The sequence below is a fragment of the Peribacillus sp. YIM B13472 genome, assembly GCF_042788005.1.
Classification (GTDB): domain Bacteria; phylum Bacillota; class Bacilli; order Bacillales; family DSM-1321; genus Peribacillus; species Peribacillus simplex_E.
In genome coordinates this window covers 105,190-120,972 of sequence record NZ_JBHZPG010000012.1, presented here as the reverse complement: position 1 = coordinate 120,972, position 15,783 = coordinate 105,190, and the positions used below count along the sequence as shown (strand labels likewise).

General features: G+C 39.5%; 13 protein-coding genes. 1 reads left to right on the top strand and 12 read right to left on the bottom strand.

Translation table 11 applies throughout. The features are described from left to right. Positions 1–213 precede the first annotated feature (213 nt). Positions 214–1,134, bottom strand: a complete 921-nt coding sequence (locus ACFX4I_RS12090; RefSeq protein ID WP_230303793.1) for a patatin-like phospholipase family protein — start codon at positions 1,132–1,134, stop codon at positions 214–216. Between the two features lie 979 nt (positions 1,135–2,113). Here ACFX4I_RS12090 and ACFX4I_RS12085 point away from each other — a divergent pair. Then, entirely contained in the window at positions 2,114–2,617 is a 504-nt protein-coding gene (locus tag ACFX4I_RS12085; RefSeq protein ID WP_283932924.1) for a DinB family protein, read from the top strand. Positions 2,618–2,819: 202 nt separating this feature from the next. Here the strand turns inward: ACFX4I_RS12085 and ACFX4I_RS12080 are convergent, their stop codons facing one another. The 11 genes from ACFX4I_RS12080 to ACFX4I_RS12030 form a co-directional block, all read right to left on the bottom strand. Continuing rightward, complete coding sequence (locus ACFX4I_RS12080; protein ID WP_377420852.1) at positions 2,820–5,207, bottom strand: heavy metal translocating P-type ATPase; 2,388 nt, start codon at positions 5,205–5,207, stop codon at positions 2,820–2,822. Positions 5,208–5,309: 102 nt separating this feature from the next. Next, entirely contained in the window at positions 5,310–5,516 is a 207-nt protein-coding gene (gene copZ, locus ACFX4I_RS12075; RefSeq protein WP_076368959.1) for a copper chaperone CopZ, read from the bottom strand. Between the two features lie 16 nt (positions 5,517–5,532). After that, a complete protein-coding gene (locus tag ACFX4I_RS12070) occupies positions 5,533–5,871 on the bottom strand; it encodes a metal-sensitive transcriptional regulator (protein ID WP_377420850.1) in 339 nt (112 codons plus the stop codon). A gap of 406 nt (positions 5,872–6,277) precedes the next feature. Next, on the bottom strand, positions 6,278–6,580 hold the full coding sequence (locus tag ACFX4I_RS12065; protein WP_377420841.1) for a hypothetical protein: 303 nt from the start codon (positions 6,578–6,580) through the stop codon (positions 6,278–6,280). 152 nt (positions 6,581–6,732) lie between these two features. Then, positions 6,733–7,983 carry an ABC transporter permease gene (locus ACFX4I_RS12060; RefSeq protein ID WP_377420839.1) on the bottom strand — a complete coding sequence of 417 codons (1,251 nt, stop codon included), beginning with the start codon at positions 7,981–7,983 and terminating at the stop codon, positions 6,733–6,735. After that, positions 7,976–8,875, bottom strand: a complete 900-nt coding sequence (locus ACFX4I_RS12055; RefSeq protein WP_377420837.1) for an ABC transporter ATP-binding protein — start codon at positions 8,873–8,875, stop codon at positions 7,976–7,978. Before ACFX4I_RS12055 ends, ACFX4I_RS12060 begins: the two co-directional genes overlap by 8 nt. 444 nt (positions 8,876–9,319) lie before the next feature. Next, on the bottom strand, positions 9,320–10,081 hold the full coding sequence (locus ACFX4I_RS12050) for a DeoR/GlpR family DNA-binding transcription regulator (protein WP_101221779.1): 762 nt from the start codon (positions 10,079–10,081) through the stop codon (positions 9,320–9,322). Between the two features lie 119 nt (positions 10,082–10,200). After that, complete coding sequence (locus ACFX4I_RS12045) at positions 10,201–11,496, bottom strand: class II aldolase/adducin family protein (RefSeq protein WP_377420835.1); 1,296 nt, start codon at positions 11,494–11,496, stop codon at positions 10,201–10,203. A gap of 15 nt (positions 11,497–11,511) precedes the next feature. Next, positions 11,512–12,975, bottom strand: a complete 1,464-nt coding sequence (gene rhaB / locus ACFX4I_RS12040; RefSeq protein WP_377420833.1) for a rhamnulokinase — start codon at positions 12,973–12,975, stop codon at positions 11,512–11,514. After that, positions 12,975–14,639, bottom strand: coding sequence for a ribulokinase (locus ACFX4I_RS12035; RefSeq protein WP_377420831.1), 1,665 nt, complete (start codon positions 14,637–14,639; stop codon positions 12,975–12,977). Before ACFX4I_RS12035 ends, rhaB begins: the two co-directional genes overlap by 1 nt. Positions 14,640–14,734: 95 nt before the next feature. Beyond that, a complete protein-coding gene (locus tag ACFX4I_RS12030) occupies positions 14,735–15,772 on the bottom strand; it encodes an autoinducer 2 ABC transporter substrate-binding protein (protein ID WP_283932918.1) in 1,038 nt (345 codons plus the stop codon). Between the last annotated feature and the right edge of the window lie 11 nt (positions 15,773–15,783).

Here is a 15,783-nt window from a genome sequence, read left to right as displayed (position 1 = left end):
GGCCAATTGGACATGGCGAGGTCCAAAAATGGCCTAACATAGTGGGCTCGTAGAGCCCCAATCTCTTAACTTTAGGCCAAAATTCAAAGGAAATTTCAAAAGGGTTTCAGAATTTTTTAATTCCGAACTCCTTTTGTCTACAAACTGAGAGCCGTTGTAACAGCTCCTTGTCCCCTTTTTTCACCCTTTTGAAACGATAGCATAATGATTCTCCTACTTATTTTTCACTCTTTGCATCCTTTTGAGCTTATATTGTTCAAAATCCCACTCAGACAAAAATTCTTTTGCAGAAGTATAGCCTGATTTATAGAGAAAGTCGATTTCATCCTCATTCAGTTCAAAGTCCGTTGCGTTGATGCCGCCAGTAGGAATTTGAATCGTGCGTTCAATCGTTTCTTCATTCATATGTCGTAAATCATGTGCTTGAAGCATCGTTTTAAATATATTTTTGAAAAGGTGGATTGGCGTTGGTATAACCGGATCTATGTTAACCTCATCTTTCACAAAATGGAATCCGAATGTTGGAAAGCGAGGATTATCTGTATCGAAAATCCATATTGGGAAGTTACTAAGTAAACCGCCATCTAAAATGTAGGATTTTTTCCGGTCTTTTGATTTCCAAATAACCGGACGGAAGAAAAATGGCAGAGAGGCACTCATCATTACGGCAGTTGAAACTTTTAAATCAGCAGGAGACATCCCATAGCGTTCCAAATCATCTGGCAAAATAAGCATCTGACCATTCGAAACATCAGACGCAATTATCTTCAACTTTCCATCTGGAAGATCCGCGAATGTCCTAATCCCTTTTTCTGAAAGAAGAGAATCCACCCACGTTTCCAAATAGTCGTTTTTAAAAATCCCAAGATGAACCATAAGTTCCAAAAAAGAGCCAAAAACGGGAATTCTATTTAAAATTGTCCTGCCTCGCATCTTTGAGTAGTTGATTTCACTATACCGTTCTCTAATTTCATGGCTTTTATAGCCACTAGCCAAAAGAGCTGCGATTACTGCTCCTGCTGATGTCCCAGCGAGTCTTTCCCATTCTACATTTTCCTCTTCCATTGCTTGAATCGCTCCAATAAAAGCAATTCCCCTGACCCCCCCACCTTCAAAAACGGCATCTGCTTTCATTTTTTTCCACCCCTCGATAAGAGTTATTATAATTATTAACAATAATTTCAAATAAAGCGAGTTTTCACACTCTTGAAATCCAAAAATCAGCCCCATCAGTTGAAGAATAAAACCGCTTGACATCTATGGTTGGAATTAATGACGGTTCTATTTTTCTAACAAATTAGTTCGCTAACAGGATCTAGATTCTCATGGTTGTGTTTTTCAATCTCTAACACAACTTCTGTAATATCATGTTCTTTGACCTTGCCAGCTTTTCAGGTTGTTCGCATGATTAACCGCATTCTAATCTCTGTTTATGCTTTCCATCCCTGATTGACAATTGGTTACATATCCATCCATTTTTTCCTTTTTTATTTTTTAAAACCTTTATACTACATGTCTGTTGATTCCCTATTTGAGAAACCCTTCATCTACTATGGTCTACTACTATATTAAAAATGGAAAGCCCCCCCATAACATGAGTGAACGCAAAAGTGATGGTAATCAAACGTAATAACTGTAGTAGGATGGCATCTTTTATCATGGTATGTATAAAACGAGGCATTTGCATGGACAAATTATCAGATACCTTCTAAAAAACTTTATCGAATCAAAATAATGTTTATATTGTTGAACTAATGCCTCAAAGTGGGTAAGGTCATTTATGTAAACTAACAGAATTTAATTATTTATCTTTCTTCCATAATAGTAAAGTATCTACCCCACTTCTTTTATTTAGGCTCTACTAAACTTTAAGTTATCTCAACAGAAAATTATTGGATTAATTATTCAAACAACATCATTAAGAATAAAAAAGACACTAAGTTTAGATTATTATTGGGAACAAAGAGGAACGTTCAGCAGTTCTTTTTTGGTGAAAAACCAATTTTCCACTTATCAAAAAAGTAATTTTCTTTACAGGGTGACCGTTATTTTTTATAGAGGTATTTTTAAAATTATGTCGAAAAGGATATGTAACAATTGAAGGAGTGAAAAAATGGAAATGAACCGTGCAAGGAAAATGTATGATTACCACGTGTGGGCTAATCAGCAAGTGTTCCAAAACCTAAAACAATTACCGGACGGAGTCTATGGCGACACGATAAAAAGTGTCTTTCCTTCCATCAAGGAAGTCCTTGTTCACCTTTACGCAACAGATTTCACCTGGTTGGAAATAATGAAAGGAAGCACCATTCAAGATACTTTTAAGAAAGTTGAACAGCGGCGGAAAGAAGTGGACGGGGTCTCAATAAGTGAACTTGAATTCTCCTATGATGAACTTGCAAAGGATTATGATGATTTTTTTACTTCACAGCCTGATCTTGAACGGACCATTGTAACCGAACATCCCAAAATGGGGGTTTGTAAGTTTGTACTTGCTGACCTCATCCATCATGTAGTGAATCATGGGACCTATCATCGCGGTAATGTATCAGCGATGCTCCATCAACAAGGCGAGCGTGGCGTACCAACGGATTATGTATTTTACTGTTTAAAATAAGCGGTTTGGCAACCGAAAGTATGGAGGAACATCATTTAGGAGTCGCTATAAACATAAAAAAAGCACGGCTATTCCAGATGAAAGCCGATGATTCACTTGCCAAGGAATCATCGGCTTTTATTTTTGGGAATGTAAATCCAAACGCTCGTGGCATGGTTATATTCAGTAAGTACCAATGCCTTCATTATATGTTACATGTTCTTTAGAGCTTTACCCGTTGAAGGCGAAGTGCATTCAATACGACTGATACAGAACTGAAAGCCATGGCAGCACCAGCTAACCAGGGGGCAAGCAGTCCGATTGCCGCAATTGGTATCCCAATCACGTTATAGGCAAAAGCCCAGAAAAGGTTTTGTTTGATATTCCGCATCGTTTTCCTGCTCATGAGGATTGCATCTGCAATACTGTTCAAATCACCCCGGATCAAAGTGATATCCGCAGCTTCCATGGCTACGTCCGTCCCGGTTCCTATAGCCATTCCTATATCGGCTAGTGCCAGCGCGGGAGCATCATTTATCCCATCTCCTACCATTGCCACTCTTTTACCGGTTGCCTGCAGTTTTTTCACTTCTTCCGCTTTCCCTTCAGGAAGGACTTCTGCAATCACTTGGTCAATGCCCACTTGCTGGCCGATGGCATTTGCTGTCCTTTGATTATCCCCGGTTATCATGATGACCTGGATACCCATTGCTTTCAACCTTTTAATTGCCGTTAGCGAGGTATCTTTTATCGTATCGGCAACGGCAATGAGTCCTGCATATTCACCTTCAATGCTAGCGAGCATTGCTGTCTTCCCTTGCTCTTCAAATGCTTCCATCGCTGTTAGGGCCTTAGTAATATCCACGTTATTTTGCTTCATCAATTTACGCGTTCCGACGTATAACACTTTTTGATCCACTACAGCTCTCACGCCGTATCCAGGAATCGCTTCAAATTCCTCAATCGCAGGAAGTGATATCTGTCTTGCTTGAATTCCTTGAACGATTGATTGCGCAAGTGGGTGTTCAGATTGTTTTTCAGCTGCGCCGATTAGAGATAAAAACTGTTCTTCTTCCATACCGTTCTCGATGAGGACATCGGTCAACACAGGGGTACCATTTGTCACTGTTCCCGTTTTATCCAAAATGACCGTATCTATATGGTGTGTGGTTTCCAAGTGTTCCCCGCCTTTAAATAAAATACCGAATTCAGCGGCCCGACCTGATCCTGCCATGATGGATGTGGGAGTGGCCAGACCTAAAGCACATGGACAGGCTATGACTAGCACTGCAATCATCGCTTCAAAAGCAGGTAGGAATTCTCCAGGGTTAACCCATATCATCCAAACCAAAAAAGTTAAAAGGGCGATTCCGACAACAATGGGAACGAAGACACCGGAAATTTGGTCAGCAAGACGTTGAATCGGAGCTTTGGACCCTTGAGCATCTTCGACCACTTTTATGATTTGAGAAAGAGCTGTATCCCTCCCGATCTTTGTCGCTTTCATTTTGAGAAAACCATTCTTATTCAATGTTGAACCGATCACAGTATCTCCGTTTGTTTTATCCACCGGGATGCTCTCACCCGTTAACATGGATTCATCAACGGCAGAGTTCCCTTCGACTACTTCTCCATCGACAGGGATCTTTTCACCCGGCTTCACCAAAATCGTATCTCCCACGATGACTTCCTCAAGTGGTATTTCACGTTCTTCCCCGTTCCTTAACACCAGGGCCGTTTTGGCTTGAAGCCCCATCAATTTTTTGATGGCCTCCGAAGAACGTCCTTTTGCTTTTGCTTCAAAAAGCTTCCCTAAGAGAATGAGGGTAATAAGAATCGAACTAGTTTCGAAATAAAGTTGTGCCGTATTGTGATGGGATCCCATCGAGATGATCGCCTGATAGACACTGTAAAAATAGGCTGCAGATGTTCCCATTGCGACTAATACATCCATATTGGCACTTTTATTTTTCAAGGCTTTATAAGCCCCAACATAAAACTGCTTTCCAATCAGAAATTGCACGGGGGTGGCGAATGCCATTTGCACCCAAGGATTCATGAGGAAATCAGGCATATAGATAAACGAAGTAAAACTAAAATGGCTTACCATCGCCCATAACAATGGAAATGATAATATGACCGAAAAAATGAATGTATTCTTTTGTTTTTGAATTTCTTTTTGACGCAAATCCACGGATTCCGTGTTATCTTCCTTGATGATCGCCCCATACCCTAACTTCTCCACCCGTTGAATGATGTCAACTGGGGAGGCTTCGGAAGGATCATATTCGACTGTCGCATTTTCGAGCGCAAGGTTCACATTGGCCATGCTTACTCCATCCAGCTTATTTAATCCTTTTTCAATTCGGTTAGCACATGCAGCACAGGTCATGCCAGTAATCGTAAATTCCTTTTTCTCTTTTACTACATCATAGCCAAGATCTTGAATTTTCTTTTCAAAGTCCTTGTTGCTTAATTTTTCCGTATCATATTTAATGACCGATTTCTCTAGAGCCAAATTAACGGTGGCTTCCTCAACGCCTTCCATTCTGTTTAACCCTTTTTCAATCCGGTTAGCACAGGCAGCGCAAGTCATACCTGTAATCTGCATGGTTGTTTCTTTTATTTGGCCGCTCACAACATCCCCGCCTTTCTATACCGCTATGGGGTATATTTTTTTGTAAAAAAAAGTGCTTAACAGCACTCCCATGACTTATTCGACATCGTAGCCTTGATCATCGATTGTTTCTTTTATTTTCTCAAGTGATACTTTTTCCTTATCAAACGCTACATCTACTTTTCCTGCATCCAAATGCACCTTTACGCTTTCAACACCTGCAAGTTTTCCTACATTCCCTTCAACTGCATTCACACAATGACCACAAGACATTCCACTTACACTCAATGTTACATTTTCCATTTCAACATCTACTCCTTTATTTTTTCATTAATTTTTGTATCGTTACAAGCACTTCATCTATAACCTCTGTATCCCCTTCATTCAGGCGTTCGACCACACAATTCCTTAGATGGCCTTCCAATAATATCTTGGCTACACTATTCATCGCGCTTTGTGTAGCTGCTATTTGGGTAATTACATCATCACAATACGTATCTTTTTCAATAAGACCCTTTATACCGCGAATTTGACCTTCAATTCGATTTAACCGGGTCGTTAAATTCTTTTTTACTGCTTCTGAGTGATGACTCTTTCGGCCGTTGGAAGAGGTCGTACAGCATTCTTCTTCATTCACAGAATCTTTACCATTCAACATTTCATCCATTTCCCATCCCTCCTCGAGAATTAATATACCATACCCCACTACCCTATGCAAAGGAAAAGATTTATGTTCCTTATTTATTACTATTCGTTTAATAATGTTTTCTATTCTTAAGCTATGAAACGTACATTTTGTAAGTTGGACTATCCTGAATCTGGACAGGAAAAAACCTATTTGGCCTAAGAAAAGGAGTAGTATGTTTTATTAAACCAGATAACATAAAACACTGAGGCCAAACAATATTCAGTTGATTGTAACGGAAGATACGAGACCGCTGCTTAGGAAAACACGTGCCTGGAGGCAACCTTCAAAATTTACAAACCCTTAAAAAAAGCTGAGGATACTCATGCATCCTCAGCCTTTTTATTTTCATTTAATTTAAGATTCCAAATTGTGATTGTTACAGTTCTTTTGAAATATTATTTTTCCTTTTCTTCTTCACTAAAAGAATGATGGCAATGATAAAGGCTACCGCGCTATATATCCAGGTAAACATAAAGGCAAGGCCCAATCCGATATTTGCATCCATATAATCGTTTTTCACATGATCAATGGCTAAATATAGAAGCGGTGCCCCTCCAATTATGAGCAGGATGACCCAGAGAACATTCATTTTCGGATTCCTGCCTGATAAAATAATAATGATGAAGGATAGCAAGAGAAACGCTTCTGAAGCTATCGTCAACGTTACCAGATTGCTCATATTAATTCACTCCTAACGTGGTTGCCTAAGTGGAATATATTTATGTTCCCTTATATCTATGTTGCTTTTCATTCCTTTTTCATAAATTGATATTATTATCTTTGTAAAAAACCTGAATACCTCCAACAGAAATGAAGGATCCAGGCTGCATGTTAATTTTTCTTTGATAATTGTAAGGCATTCTTGATGCTTTTCAGTGATTTTGAGCTTCCGTACATCAAGACTCCACCACGATAGATTTTTGCCCCGATAATTCCAAGTAAAACAATGGTTAAGATTAAGACTGCTATGCCGATGGCGATTTCCCAAAATGGAACTTCTAGCATCCCTACGCGCAAGAACATGATCATTGGCGTGAAAAATGGAATGAATGATGTGATCGTAATATAACTGGCTGATGGATTCCCCAGTCCAAACATCGCAATCATGAAGGCGATGACGACTAACATGGTCATCGGTGAAATCATTTGCTGGACATCTTCAATTTTGCTGACAACGGACCCAAGGCATGCCGCAAGAGTCGCGTACAGAAAATAACCAAGCAAAGCGAAGATGATCGCATAAATGATCGTTGAGATATCGGTGCTGCCGAAACCGAAAAATGAAAAGAATCCTTCATCCATACCCGTCAGGTTTTGTTTAATCGAGAAATAGCCCACCCCAAAAAATAAAATCATTTGCGTAAGACTAAGCAAAGCAACACCCATTATTTTGGCAAACATCTGTGTGACTGGCGGGACACTTGAAATCAGGATTTCCATGACCCGTGATGTTTTCTCAGTGGCTACTTCCATTGCAATCATCGTTGCATACATCAACACACCGAAGTAAATGACGAATAAGAGCACATACACGAGACCGCGTGCTTGATTGAGATCCTCTTCCGTTTTTGCATTTTTTTGAAGCGCAATCGTATCAAATGCTGGCGGCGTATTCAATTGAGCGATTTGCTGCTCTGTCAAACTCAATTCCTTCGCAGTTATTTGACCCTTCAATTGGGTAAGCGCTAAAAGCAAATCATTACTTACCGCAGAATCTGAAATTTGATTCGCTTTATACGTTCCCTTGAAACCGATGGTTCCATCCTTTTCGATTAACAAATAACCAACGATTTCTTCAGCGCTGACCATTTCCTCCGCTTCCTTTTCATCCTGGGCGGATATTATCGATAGGTCATCGTTCACACCTGCTACCGCTTTTTTATAAGAATCAAATAAACTGCCTTCAGTCTGATCGATAACGGCAACCTTTTCCTGTTCATCACTGTCGAATTTATCAATAAGATTCGAAAGATTCGAAAGAACGAGAATCAGTGCCATCATAATGATTGTAGAAATGATAAAGGATTTCGTCTTTAATTTTGATAGATATGTATGGGAAAGGACAATCCAAAATTTATTCATAGACGGCACCTACTTTTTCAATGAAAATATCCGTCAGCGATGGTTCTTCCAATTCGAATTTCCGGACGAAACCTCTTGGAACAAGATCACGAATCATGCTCTCAGCCACATCTTCACCAGAGACTTGAAGAATTTTCCCTTCCATCGTGTTCTTGACTTTTGTTACACCTGAGTAATTATCCAAGAAAGATAGATCAAAATCTGCTTTAATTGAGACATTCTTTTTACCAAAAGAACGCTTGATTTCTTTTAACTTTCCAGCCACAACAGGAGAACCTTTATGCATGATGCAAAGATGCTCACACATCTCCTCAACATGCTCCATGCGATGGCTCGAGAAAACGATCGTCGTACCGCTGTCCCTTAAATCAATGACAGCTTTCTTCAGTATTTCCACATTCACTGGATCCAGTCCGCTGAAGGGTTCGTCAAGTATAAGTAATTCAGGTTTATGGATCATGGAGGCGATCAACTGGATTTTTTGCTGGTTTCCCTTTGAAAGCTCTTCAACTCGCTTATCGATATACTCGGGTACCATAAAGCGCTCTAGCCAATACTTCAACTCTTTCAAAGCATCCCGTTTGTTCATCCCTCTTAATCTAGCCAAATATACAATTTGATCGCGTACCTTCAGTTTTGGATATAGTCCGCGCTCCTCAGGAAGATAGCCAATCAATGAACTAGTCGTATAATCGATTTTCTTACCATCCCAGATCACTTCCCCTTCAGTCGGGTCAAGCAGGCCGAGTATCATCCGGAACGTAGTCGTTTTCCCCGCTCCGTTCCCGCCTAAAAAACCGAACATTTCTTTCTCGGGAATAGTTAAATCAAGCTTGTTGACTGCTGTGAATTCCCCGAATTTTTTCGTAACTTCTTTAATTTGTAAAGCCAATGGACAACCTCCTATTATATGATTCTTAATATATGTTACCGGAAAGGTTTTCCAATTTCAACTATCACCAAGGACCAAATAATTCTTTTTATCCTTCGATTATATGCAAATTTCCCAAAAAATATTTCACTATCTAGCCCCTTAAAAGGAAAGACTACCTCTTAACGTTTCACGTTTGCCCTTTACCCTAATAGTATTTTTTCTGTGAAACTTAAGACAAATCCCCATTTCCCTTCCTTCTTGGTAATAACATGGCCAATATTTTCACATACCCGTTCGTCTCCTGCATATCCCTAACAGCGAGCATGTTACTAAACTGAAAGCCCTTTTTTTGAAAACGAGGCAATAATAAAAATAGATTGGGTACCGTAAAGATACCCAATCTCTATATTAAATTGCTCGCTTTAAAGGACACATTTCCCAACTGTCGCTAATGAGTCTATCTTATTTTACAATCGTTACTTTTACATTTCTTTTTTCAAGCAATTTTCTTGATGCTTCATCTATTTCTCTATCCGTAATGACCTCATCCACTTCACTAGGCGGAACGATTAATGAAAACGCCTTTTTTCCAAACTTTGAGGAATCCACCATCAGGATCACTGCATCCGACCTCTCGATCATTTTCTTTTTTAATAAAGCCTGCCCTTCATTAGAATCACTGAGTCCTTCTTCTAAGTGAATCCCCTTGCAAGACAAAAACGTTTTGTTGACATGATACATCGTTAATGATTTCTCTGCTATCGGACCAACAAATGATAAAGACTTTGACAGCAACCTTCCCCCGGTTGAAATAACCTCTATTTTTTCTTTTTTACTCAATTCCATCACCACTTTGGTGGAATTGGTAATAACCGTTAGCGGTATGTTTGGTAAGGCTTTTGACATATACCAGGCAGTTGTACTTGCATCTAAAATAATCCTGTCACCTTCCACTATCCGCTTTGCCGCTTCATATGCTATCACTTTTTTTTCGTTGACATTTGTTATCACTCTTTCGGAAAAATGGATTTCCGAATCATCCTCTTGCAGGCTAACGGCACCGCCGTGGCTGCGTTTTAGTTTTGTTTCTTTCTCAAGCTTTTCGAGATCACGTCGGATTGTTTCCTCTGTTACTGAAAAGATTTCACTTAATTCTGTAACACGAATACTCGAACGTTCATTTACGAGTTCAACAATTTTTTGGTGTCTTTGAGCTACAAGCATACCAACTTTCTCCTATCTATATAATCTTTGTTTACCTTTGTTTGTTTTTGTATTGTAACATATATAAAGCCCTCTATATAAATAGAGAGCTTAGGAACTGCCTTTTTTCATTGATATGGTTATTTGGCAATTAGCTTAAAACCTTCAATAATTTCTTCAATATCTTCATCACTAATATCGATTATTTCGCCAATACTTTTAGCGTACACCAATGCTTTTGCACTATATTCAGCTACTTCTAGCCTATCAAATACACTCAGTAAACTTTTTCCTGAGACAATTGCATACCCATTTTCAATTAATAGGACAGGATTATCCTCTGCTAGTTTATCTGCAATCATTCTATTATGATCTTCACCCATTCCAAAAGGCACTTTATCTATATCCCGAAGAACAATGTAGGCCTCTGGAATTATATGTGTATTATATTTAACATCTGTCACTGCATAGGCCATTAAAAATCTTGGGTTCGCAATGATTACGGATGTAAGCTCCGGGTTTAACTCATATATTTTTTGATGAAGCTCAAAAAACTCACATGGTTCCTTTCCAGCTTCACTAAACTCCTGATGAATCAGAACCAATTCATCTTCCTTAATATATTTACGGTCCTGTTGAGAAGGCGTGATTAAAATAGATCCATCTTTAAGGCGTGTTGAAAAGCTGCCTGAGATACTTGTAAAAAGCTGACGATCATATAACCGTTCCAATAACCTGATCATTTCTTGACGACAAGAAACCTCTTCGACAGAATGGTGCTTCATTTCTATCTGTGTTAATTTATCCGCTTTATATAAATCTATTTCTTGTAAATTTTGTTCGGTCAGTTCAAATGGTTCCCCTATATTCCTTGCATTTATTTCCATACAAGCAGTATCTTCAAGTGTTTCAAACAACATAAAGGCATCAAATATAGTGGGTTTCCCTACCACAATACCATGATTCTCCAATATGACCGCATCCCCTCCTTTTGCAAATTCAGCCGAAATATTTTCCTTTAATTTGTCGCTTCCAGGGATCGCATAGGGTGCAACCTGAAGGGAATCTGCTACACTCTTATATGCATGTAAAAGCAACTTTGGGTTTGGTCCTTTACGAGCCATGCTAAAGGAAACCAAAGCCGGGGGATGTGCATGTACGACAGCTTTTATATCGGGCCTTGCTTCATAAATTCCTTGATGAAAAGGAAGCTCTACCGATGGTTTATGTTTCCCTATGAATGTACCGTCCTTTTTGACGCACATGATATCATCCATGGTTAATGCTCCTTTATCAATTCCCGATGGAGTAATCCAAAGGTCACCATTTTCATCTAGAATAGAAAGGTTTCCTCCTGAAATTGTTGTCATGCCATATTTATAGACACGTTCCATGATCATAACAATTTGTTCGGCTGGATGCAGATTTTCATTCATACTTTATCACTCCTATTATTTACATTCTTCTTTCATGGAAATTGCTTGTTTGAATTTTTCAATCAGGGATGATGATTCAATTTTTTCTTTTGGCTCATATTTTTTTATAAAGAACGAGTGTTCTATTAACTGACGTGCCGTTTGTAAATCGCTTATTTCATTGCCTGAAATCATTTGTACTAGTATATTCCCAATCGCCGTAGCCTCTGTTGGTCCAGCGTATATGGTTTTCCCGCTAAGGTCTGCCGTAAGTTGATTAACGAATTCATTTTTCGCCCCTCCTCCGACAATATGAAGTTGCTCGATTCTTTTCCCGGTTATCTCTTCTATTTGCCGAATGGACATCGCATAAATAATAGACATATTTGTAAATATACAGTTCGCTAATTCGCCCACTGTATGTGGAATCTCCTGATTCGTCTCCCGACAATACTGCTGAATTTCTTGAATCATATTTTCTGGATTTAAAAATCGTTTATCATTAAAGTTGATGAACTGCCTGCACACCTTTATTTTCTCTGCCTCATATACAAACTGCTCGAAGTTATAGTCTTCCTTTAAATGTCTTCTGACCTCTTGAATAACCCACATACCAATGATATTTTTCAGAAAGCGGTAGGTTCCGTATGCACCCCATTCATTTGTATAATTGTTTTTAAGGGCTAACTCATTCACTATCGGTTTATCGCTTTCAATCCCAAGCAACGACCACGTTCCGCTACTAATATAGGCCCATTTCTCTCCATTACCAGGTGAACCGACTATGGCGGAAGCAGTATCATGTGAAGCAACGATAATCACTTCTGTATTGGGAAGATCAAAAGTAGAAAAACGTTCTTTCATCAGTTTCCCTAATCGTTCTCCCGGATTAGCAAAAGGCGGGAATTGATCTTTTGACAATGCAATCAGGTTTAGTAACTCTTCATCAAACTTCTTCGTGTTTACATTCAATAATTGCATCGAAGAAGCACTTGTAACTTCTGTGACCTTTTTCCCCGTTAGGCAGTAACCTAAATAATCTGGCACAGTCATGACATTCCTAGTGACTTTCAGGTTCTTTATATCTTCTTCGTACAATTGGTATAACGTGTTAAATGATAAGAATTGAATCCCAGTTATTTGATAAATGATTTCTTTAGGTAGTGTTCTTGTGACCTTTTCGATTGTATTTTCGGTGCGCTTATCACGATAAGAGATAACTTCTTGCACTCTGTGTCCATTATCATCCAACAATACGTAATCCGTTCCCCACGTATCAATTCCAAGTGTACAGTGGTCGTATCCAAGCTTTTTTGCTGATTCTAACCCCTTTAAGATTTCATTCAATAAATGATCAATATCCCAAAAACAGGTTTCATTTTGGGTGGTGAAACCATTCGCAAATCGATGGATTTCTTCAATTACTAATTTCCCGTTCTCCATTTTCCCTAAGACCAGCCGGCCACTTGAAGCACCAATATCCACCGCAATATGTATCATTAGTCCACACTCCTCAATTTCTTTAAACCATGCATTATGGAAATATGATCTCGGCCAAAGAAGTCATGCAGTTCTAAATAATAAGCATACAGTTGTTGATAAATACTTACATTTTCTTTAACCGGTATAAAAGTATCTTCTTTTACTTTTGCCATCTTAGAGGATGCCTCCTCTATGGAATCATACCCACCATTTATACGGCCGGCAGCCGTGGCAGCGTATATGGCTGCTCCCAATGCAACAACTTGTTCCCCATCCGCGATTTTAATTTCACGATTTAAAATATCGGCATATATCTGCATTAACAGTTTATTTTTTTGAGGTAATCCGCCACAGGCAAACAAATCGTTTATCTCTATACCGTCATTCTCAAAGGTTTCAAGGATTTTCCTTGTTCCAAAAGCTGTTGATTCTAAAAGTGCACGGTATATTTCTTCCGGCTTCGTAGAAAGAGTAATCCCTGCTATCACACCTGACAAGTTCGCATCTACAAGGACTGTTCGGTTGCCATTCCACCAATCTAACGCCACTAACCCAGATTGACCAGGCCTTAAGCAAGAAGCCTTTTTTTCCAGTAAGCTATGTAGATTGACACCTTCTTGCTCAGCTTCTTTCTTTACATACTCAGGAGCAGTTTGCTCAATATACCATGCAAACGAATCGCCAACAGCCACCTGTCCCGTTTCATAACTGAATGATCCGGGAATTATTCCATCCTCCACTACTCCACAAATACCTTCTACTGTTTGTTTTTTCTCAGAAATTAACATGTGGCAAGTAGAGGTTCCCATCGTCATCACAAATTGGCCTGGATGGACAGCTCCTACAGCTGGAACACCTGCATGGGCATCGATTATGGATACAGAAACAGCCGTACCAGATTTCAACCCCATCTTCTTAGCCATCCCTTCTGTTAAACCACCCGACCGTCCAGCGATGGGTAATACTTCACCACGCATTTTTGTATCCAGTATATCCAGAAGACGTTCATCAATAGCCGCTAAAAAAGCAGGGTCCGGATATCCATCTTTTTTATCCCAAAATGCTTTATAACCGCTCATATTACTGCTGCGTACCAGCTCATTCGTCAGACGGAAGGTAATCCAATCTCCGGCTTCCATAAATAGATCCGTTTCTTCATAGATATCAGGTGATTCACGTAACACTTGTAAAATCTTAGGGAACATCCATTCAGAAGAAATTTTCCCGCCATATCGTTGCAGGAATGGTTGATTCGTTGCCTGTGCAATGCGTGTAATATCATCCGCTTCTTTTTGTGCGGCATGATGCTTCCATAATTTGACCCAACTGTGAGGGTCCCTTTTCCATTTCTCATCAAAACAAAGGGGATTTCCTTTCTTATCAACAGGCAAAATGGTACATGAGGTAAAATCGATTCCAATGCCTATCACATCATTCGCATCTACTCCGCTTAACCGAATCACTTCAGGAACAGAAGTGTATAAAACGTCTAAATAATCACCTGGATGCTGGAGAGCCCAATCTTTTTCAAGTTTACATCCGTCTGGAAGCCTATTAGACAATACTCCATGACGATAAGGTGCAACATGTGTAGCCATTTCATTTCCGTTCTCTATATCTACTAGCAGCACTCTTCCTGATTCAGTGCCAAAATCAATTCCGATTGTATATCTCTCATTCATCCCTTCATCATCTCCTAACATGCAAGTCACGCAATGATATTTAATAAAAAGGCCCCTCTAGATAGTTGAGAGGGGACTTTTCGGTCTATCTAACCTTAAAAATTAAAATCAGCTGCATTGTCTTTCGTAAAATCTGTCGGTGGTCCCATGATGATTGTTTTTCCATCCTCCCACACGTCAATTTCACCTACATTTTCAACTTTCAAACCATCTTCTGGTTTCTCCCCTTCAGCTAGACGTTTGGCGAGGGCAACTGTTAAATAACCTAGTTTGTCTGGCTCCCAAAGAATGGCTACATCTAGAGATCCATCATTTAAATATGGTGAAGAGTCTTTCGGTAGAGCAGTTCCAACAACTGTTATATCATCTTGCAGTCCTTTTTCCTGAACAGCTTGGGCTGCCCCAAGAGGTGCCGGAGTAGAAAAAGCCATGATTCCTTTTAATTCAGGATTTGATTTTATTAAATCCAGTGTTTTTTGGTATGCCACCTGTTGTTTTTCATCTGTCGCGATTTTATCCGATACTAATTCAATACCTGGATAATTCTCTTCCAGTTCTTTTTTTGCTGCATCAATCCAGGTGTTTAAGTTTGCAGCTGAAAGCCCTCCAGTTAATATAGCGATTTGCCCTTTTTCAATACCCATTTGTTTTACGAGGGATTTAGCAATATGGCGACCGTATGCTTCATCGTCTATTTGGTGGACGGATAATTCTACAAGGGATTGATCAGCTGGTGTATCCCAATCCATTACAATTATTCCTTCATCCTTCGCCTTTTGAAGGACTGGTGAGAGTGATGCAGCGTCATTTGGTGCTACTGCGATTACATCCACATCTTGACTAATTAAGTCTTCAATGACTTTTACTTGCTGTGCAGCATCCGGTTCCGTAGGTCCTGTGTAAATGGTTTCCACACCAAGATCTTTACCTGCTTGAATCGCTCCTTTTTCAGAAGCATTGAAATATGGTATCCCCATTAATTTTGGAACTACGGCAATTTTCAACTTCTCATTACCATCTCCGCCACTTGTTTCTTTTTCACTGTTCCCCGATGCTCCTTCTTGTGATACACAGCCTGCTAACAGTCCCCCAGCTAAAATAGCTGTTGCCAATATCCCCGTCATTTTCTTCATAATGATCCCCC

Excerpts from the sequence above, each read along its gene's own strand:
- ACFX4I_RS12090 (WP_230303793.1), bottom strand. The coding sequence starts at position 1,134 with ATGAAAGCAGATGCCGTTTTTGAAGGTGGGGGGGTCAGGGGAATTGCT.
- copZ (WP_076368959.1), bottom strand. The coding sequence starts at position 5,516 with ATGGAAAATGTAACATTGAGTGTAAGTGGAATGTCTTGTGGTCATTGT.
- ACFX4I_RS12030 (WP_283932918.1), bottom strand. The coding sequence starts at position 15,772 with ATGAAGAAAATGACGGGGATATTGGCAACAGCTATTTTAGCTGGGGGA.
- ACFX4I_RS12035 (WP_377420831.1), bottom strand. The coding sequence starts at position 14,639 with ATGAATGAGAGATATACAATCGGAATTGATTTTGGCACTGAATCAGGA.
- ACFX4I_RS12070 (WP_377420850.1), bottom strand. The coding sequence starts at position 5,871 with ATGTTGAATGGTAAAGATTCTGTGAATGAAGAAGAATGCTGTACGACC.
- ACFX4I_RS12085 (WP_283932924.1), top strand. The coding sequence starts at position 2,114 with ATGGAAATGAACCGTGCAAGGAAAATGTATGATTACCACGTGTGGGCT.
- ACFX4I_RS12045 (WP_377420835.1), bottom strand. The coding sequence starts at position 11,496 with ATGAATGAAAATCTGCATCCAGCCGAACAAATTGTTATGATCATGGAA.
- ACFX4I_RS12065 (WP_377420841.1), bottom strand. The coding sequence starts at position 6,580 with ATGAGCAATCTGGTAACGTTGACGATAGCTTCAGAAGCGTTTCTCTTG.
- ACFX4I_RS12060 (WP_377420839.1), bottom strand. The coding sequence starts at position 7,983 with ATGAATAAATTTTGGATTGTCCTTTCCCATACATATCTATCAAAATTA.
- ACFX4I_RS12050 (WP_101221779.1), bottom strand. The coding sequence starts at position 10,081 with ATGCTTGTAGCTCAAAGACACCAAAAAATTGTTGAACTCGTAAATGAA.
- ACFX4I_RS12080 (WP_377420852.1), bottom strand. The coding sequence starts at position 5,207 with ATGCAGATTACAGGTATGACTTGCGCTGCCTGTGCTAACCGGATTGAA.
- rhaB (WP_377420833.1), bottom strand. The coding sequence starts at position 12,975 with ATGATACATATTGCGGTGGATATTGGTGCTTCAAGTGGCCGGCTGGTC.